The following is a 458-nucleotide window of genomic DNA, read 5'->3' as shown; positions in this document are numbered from 1 at the left end:
GGCGGGCCATCCATAAAGGGGGGCTTGTCGACGCGCTCTTGGCCGCTCGCGGGGCGGGTTCACCAGTAAGCTTCACTGTCTGGCCGATGCCCGAGGACGACCCATCGCCTTCCACCTGACGGTCGGCGAAGCAGCCGATTGCAAGGCCTGCGACACGTTGATCGCTTTGCCTGAGCGCCTACCTACGGCGCTGTTGGCCGACAAAGGTTATGACTCCGATGCCATCCGAACCGACCTTGCAGGTCGCAACATCCAAGCCGTCATCCCGGGCCGCTCAAATCGCCGGGTCAAGATCGAACATGACCGGGCGCTCTACAAAGAACGCAATCACATCGAACGATTCTTCGGTCGCCTGAAAATCAACCGCGCCATCGCCACTCGATACGACCAACTCGCCGAAAGCTTCCTCGGCATGGTCCATATCGCCGCCGCCAGATACTGGCTCCAATTTGTCCACG

At 60.7% G+C, this 458-nt stretch carries 1 protein-coding gene; it reads left to right on the top strand.

Annotated features, from left to right (window positions below; translation table 11 throughout):
- Positions 1-79 precede the first annotated feature (79 nt).
- Positions 80-458 (top strand): IS5 family transposase (locus ILT46_RS12020; protein WP_233397239.1); only part of this gene is annotated, 379 nt, incomplete at its 3' end.

The sequence above is a fragment of the Qipengyuania sp. YIM B01966 genome, assembly GCF_016461955.1.
GTDB lineage: Bacteria > Pseudomonadota > Alphaproteobacteria > Sphingomonadales > Sphingomonadaceae > QFOP01.
The sequence above is the reverse complement of the archived record's forward strand: the minus strand, read 5'-3'. Positions and strand labels throughout refer to the sequence as shown.